The organism is Actinophytocola sp. (assembly GCF_050699915.1).
Lineage (GTDB): Bacteria > Actinomycetota > Actinomycetes > Mycobacteriales > Pseudonocardiaceae > Actinophytocola.
The window spans coordinates 1-4,731 of record NZ_JBOHGA010000340.1 but is presented as its reverse complement, the minus strand read 5'-3'; the positions used below and the strand labels follow the sequence as shown (position 1 = coordinate 4,731).

The window sequence follows — 4,731 nt, the reverse complement described above, 5'->3', positions numbered from 1 at the left end:
CCGTACCACCGCCCCCGTACGGCGGCCCCGGCCGGCCCGTCGGTCCGCCCGGCCACGGTCCGCCGCCCGGCCGGCCGCCTCTCCCACCGCCACAGCAACCGCCGACGCAGCAACCGGGACCGCAGCAACCGGGGCCGCAGCGACCGGGGCCGCAGGCGTTGCCGCCCGCCGGGTCGACCATGCCGCCGTGGTTGCAGGGCCACCCGGGTGTGCTGGCGCCGCGGCCGAAGTCCAACACCGGGCCGCTGCTGGCCACCATCGTCGTGGCCGTGCTGGTGGTGAGCCTCGGGATGATCGGCATCCTGGCCCTGAGCGACCGCGGCAGCCACGTCGCCGACACCGGCTACGACGAGCCCGCCGCCACGGGCGCCGAGACGGGCACGACCGCCGACACGGCGACCGCCTCGGACGCCCCGGTCGCGACGACCGACGCGCCGGCGCCCACGACCGGGAACACGCCCACGCAGGATTCCCCGGCCGGCCCGAAGCCCGTGTACCAGCTGGGCGACAACCCGCTGTTCGCCGCCGACCTCGGCGCGCCGGAGGTGACCTGCGACCTGACCCGGTGGCAGAGCTCCCCGCAGGGCGCGGCGGCGTTCTTCGACAGCGCCCTGCCGTGTCTGGACGCGGCGTGGCAGCCGGTGATGGCCCAGGCGGGGCTGCCGTTCTTCAGCCCCTCGATCGAGTACCCGGCGGGCACGAGCTGGTCGAGCCCATGCGGCTCGGTCTCCAGCGGCGGCGGCGTCGTGGCGGCGTTCTACTGCGGCAAGAACAACACGCTCTACATGCCGTACGAGGGGCTGCAGACGCAGATGTACGGGCCGCACTCCGGGGTGTACCTGGCGGTGCTGGCGCACGAGTACGGCCACCACGTGCAGGCGATGAGCGGCGTGCTCGACACGTACTCGCAGGCCAGGTACGAGGCGGGCGTCGACACCGGGCCGGGCCTGGAGCTCTCGCGGCGGCTCGAGCTGCAGGCGCAGTGCTTCTCGGGCATGTTCATGGCGGCCTCGTACGGCCGGGGCTCGGTGAACGACACGGTTCTCGACGAGGCGCGCACCACCCAGAACCGCGGCGACCACACGGCCGGCCGGCCGCGCGACCACGGGTCCGACGCGAACACGTCGGCGTGGTGGGAGCAGGGCGCGCAGAAGAACCGGACCTTCCAGTGCAACACGTGGAAGAGCCCAGCCGCCGACGTGGCCTGACTAGCTCGCCAGTCGCAGGGCTCGCGGCAGGGCGCGCCCGCGCGGACCCCGCCGCACCAGGAAGGCGTAGCCGGCTCCGGCCAGCCCGCTCGCCACCAGCAGGACCAGCCCGAGACCCGCGCCGCGGCTGGTGTCGGTCGAAGCCGTCCCCGCGGACTGCACGACCATCGACTCGACGAACGGGCCCGGCGGCAGCGTGACGTCGACCGGCTCGCCCTTGGCGTGGCCGCACCCGTCGAGCCGGGCCTGCCGGTTCTCCCCCTCGAAGCGGAACGTGACGATCTCGAAGGCGTTCGGCCGGTTGCACGGTGAGCTGGTGGACACCCGCGCCGCCACCCGGGTGCCGGCCTCGTCGGAGCCGGAGAAGCCGGCCAGGCCGGCCGCGCCCACGATCGCCGCGATGGCCACGCTGAGCAGCACGAGCCCCACGCCCGCCGCCGCCCAACGCAGGTAGCCGGGTGGTACCTGCCAACCCGAGATCCGCACCCGAAGATGGTCGCAGATCATTCCCGCCCGCAGTACCTCAGTCGGTATCGCCTGCTGGGGTGACCTTCTTGACGTACAGCAACCGGTCGCCGAGCTCTATCGCGTCGGCCTCGGGGTGATCCACCCGATAGAGGGTCCCGTTGCGGACCACACCCAACACGATGTCCGACAGGTGCCGCGGCGACCCGCCGACCTCGCCCTGCTCGACGTCGCGCTCGGCGATGGCCAGGCCGGACTCCGGAGTGATCAGGTCCTCGACCATGTCCACGACGGTCGGGGTGTGGGTGGCCATGCCGAGCAGCCGGCCGGCCGTCTCGCTGGACACCACGACCTGGTTCGCGCCGGACTGGCGCAACAGGTGGACGTTCTCGGCCTCCCGCACGGCCGCGACGATCTGGGCCTTCGGCGCGAGCTCGCGGGCGGTCAGCGTGACCAGTACCGCGGAGTCGTCCCGGTTCGCGGCCACGACCACGGCCCGGGCCCGCGGCACCCCGGCGACGCGCAGCACGTCGGAGCGGGTGCCCGAGCCGTGCACGGTGACGAGCCCGAGGGCGGAGGCGGCGTCGAGCATCGTCCGGTCGGTGTCCACCACGACGATGCGGTCCGGTTCGATCCCGTCGGAGAGCACCGAGCTGACCGCCGACCGGCCCTTGGTGCCGTAGCCGACGACGACCACGTGATCGCGCACCTTCGTCCTCCAACGTTGCAGCTTGAACGCCTGGCGGGAGCGCTCGGTGAGCACCGCGAGCGTGGTACCGACCAAGACGATCAGGAACAGCACCCGAAGCGGGGTGATGACCAGGATGTTGACCAGGCGGGCGGTCTCGCTCACCGGGGTGATGTCACCGTAGCCGGTGGTCGACAGCGAGACGGTCGCGTAATAGACGCAGTCGAGGAACGACAGGCCGTCGCCGTTGTTGTCGCGGTAGCCGTCGCGGTCGAGGTAGACGAGCAGGACCGCCGCGAACAGCGCGACGAACGCCCAGAGGATCCGCCGGACGATCGAGGTGATCGGGCTGACCGAGCTCTCCGGCATCCGGATGACACCGACCAGCGAGTGGTCGGGCCGGTCGGTCAGCCGGTCGCCCAGGCGCCGGCGCAGGTTCTGCGTCAGGCGGTGGGTCTCCTGCTCGTCGGGGCTGGTCACGGCGGCGAGAGTAGCCGTGGGGGCCGCCGGCGGACCGGTGACCCCCGTCTTCGATGGCTGCTGGTAGCCGTTTCCGATGGCTCCTAGTAGTACGTGATGTCCCAGTGGTCGCCCTCGTCGAAGTAGACGTTTCCGGCCGAGGAGCGCCACTTCGCGCCGCCGATGTAGCTGAAGTTGCGCTTGATGTAGTTGGTGGCGCAGGACGTCCGGGAAATGTCGATCTTGTAGCCGTTCCAGTGGCTGTACTTGCCCGGCGCGTGGCCCGTCTCGGTGCCACCGGTGACGGTGATCTTGCACTTGCTGGACTTCTTGAACGTGATGACGCCGTTGATCGTCCCTGACTTGATGTCGGTGAACGACGTGCACGTCGGGTTGTTGCGGTTGCTGCAGCCGCCGCTGGAGACCCAGCCGATGTTGGCGTTGCGGAGCTTGGCCGCGGCCGCCTTGTGGCTGATCTCCTTGCCGGTGGCGTCCGCGTCACCGGTGGGCAGGACCATCACCAGCCCCACGGCCACCGCGGCCGCGGCGACGAGCCCGAGCAGTACCTTGCGCATGTCGTCCTCCTGTTCAGCTCCTGGCCGGCCGCTTCAGGTCGGCTTCAGGGACCGTGACAGCCCGCGGTTGCGGTCGGGGAGCGGTTGTGCACGACGAGCAACCGCTATTGCACGCCCTGACAAGACGATCGACGGGTGCCCCGGCTCGGGTGGCGGCCAGGTTGGCGGCGGTTGTCCACAACCCGGCGAGTTGTCCACAGCAGCCGCCCGCTCACCCGAAACTGTCGGAGTCCGCGACTATCGTGGACCCAGGGGTCCCCCTTGCCGGCGCGGAGACGTCTGCGAAGTGGCGTTTGCATTCGCACCGGGCCGGGTCGCGTGTGGACGGAGGAGGTTCGTGCGGCGGGTTGTCGTGCTCGGGCGGGGTGGGGCGGGCAAGTCCACCTTCGCCGGGCGGCTCGGGCTAGCCACCGGCCTTCCGGTCGTCGAGCTGGATCGGTACTTCTGGGGACCCGACCTCGCACCCACGCCGCGGGACCGTTGGGCGTCGGTGCAGCATGACCTCACCGCGGGCGCGGGCTGGATCCTCGACGGCGACCTCGCCCACCACGACGTCCTCGAGGTGCGGCTGCGCCGGGCGGACACCATCGTCGTGCTGGACTTCTCACTGCGGCGCTGCGCCTGGCGCGCGGTCCGGCGATCCCGGGCCAACGCCGAGTTCTGGCGCTGGGTGATCCACTACCGGCGGCGCGGGCTGCCACCGGTCCGTGCGGCGATCGCCGACTACGCCCCCGGCGCCGACGTGTACACGTTTCACACCCCCCGCGCGCTGGAGCGGTTCCTCGAGCGGGTCGAGGCGAAGTAGCGAGGTCAGCCGGCTGGGACGGCGCGGAGTAGGGCTCTCAGGCCGTCGCCGTCGAGGAGGTCGGCCGGGCGGAGGGTGTGGTTCTGGCGGACGTAGTGGAACGCCGCTCGGACCTCGGCCACCGGGGTGCCGGACAGGCTCGACCACGCCAGGCGGTACGCGGCCAACTGCACGGTCAGCGCCGGCAGGTCATCCTCGCGGGGCAGGGCACCCGTCTTCCAGTCGATCACCGTCCAGGTGCCGTCCGGGTCGGCGAACACCGCGTCCATCCGGCCGCGCAGCGAGATTCCGGCTACGTCGCAGGTGAACGGGACCTCCACCTCGTGCGGCACCCGCTCCGCCCACGGCGACGCCAGGAACGCGTCCTTCAGCGCATCGAGGTCCGCGTCCGGCGCGGCGTCCGAGTCCGCCGAGCCCGGCAGCTCGTCGAGGTCCAGCAACGCCCTCGACCCGAAGCGCTTCTCCAGCCACGCGTGGAACGCCGTGCCCCGCCGCGCGGTCGGGTTCGGCGGCAGCGGCAGGGGGCGGCGC

The 4,731-nt window shown here is 71.9% G+C and carries 6 protein-coding genes; 2 read left to right on the top strand and 4 right to left on the bottom strand.

The annotated features are described in order from the left end of the window. On the top strand, positions 1-1,208 hold a 1,208-nt coding region (locus ACRDSK_RS31980; protein ID WP_431445136.1), incomplete at its 5' end, for a neutral zinc metallopeptidase. Here the strand turns inward: ACRDSK_RS31980 and ACRDSK_RS31975 are convergent. From ACRDSK_RS31975 to ACRDSK_RS31965, 3 genes are all read right to left on the bottom strand, one after another. Next, a complete protein-coding gene (locus tag ACRDSK_RS31975) occupies positions 1,209-1,694 on the bottom strand; it encodes a hypothetical protein (protein WP_431445134.1) in 486 nt (161 codons plus the stop codon). A 37-nt stretch (positions 1,695-1,731) separates the two neighbouring features. Beyond that, positions 1,732-2,796 carry a potassium channel family protein gene (locus tag ACRDSK_RS31970; RefSeq protein ID WP_431445137.1) on the bottom strand — a complete coding sequence of 355 codons (1,065 nt, stop codon included), beginning with the start codon at positions 2,794-2,796 and terminating at the stop codon, positions 1,732-1,734. 128 nt (positions 2,797-2,924) lie between these two features. Continuing rightward, a complete protein-coding gene (locus ACRDSK_RS31965) occupies positions 2,925-3,395 on the bottom strand; it encodes a hypothetical protein (RefSeq protein WP_431445133.1) in 471 nt (156 codons plus the stop codon). A gap of 337 nt (positions 3,396-3,732) precedes the next feature. Here ACRDSK_RS31965 and ACRDSK_RS31960 point away from each other — a divergent pair, with 337 nt between their 5' ends. Then, positions 3,733-4,200 (top strand): DNA topology modulation protein FlaR, encoded by a 468-nt coding sequence (locus ACRDSK_RS31960; protein ID WP_431445132.1) that lies wholly within the window; start codon positions 3,733-3,735, stop codon positions 4,198-4,200. 5 nt (positions 4,201-4,205) lie between these two features. Here the strand turns inward: ACRDSK_RS31960 and ACRDSK_RS31955 are convergent. Beyond that, a partial coding sequence (locus ACRDSK_RS31955) for a PD-(D/E)XK nuclease family protein (protein WP_431445131.1) occupies positions 4,206-4,731 on the bottom strand: 526 nt, incomplete at its 5' end.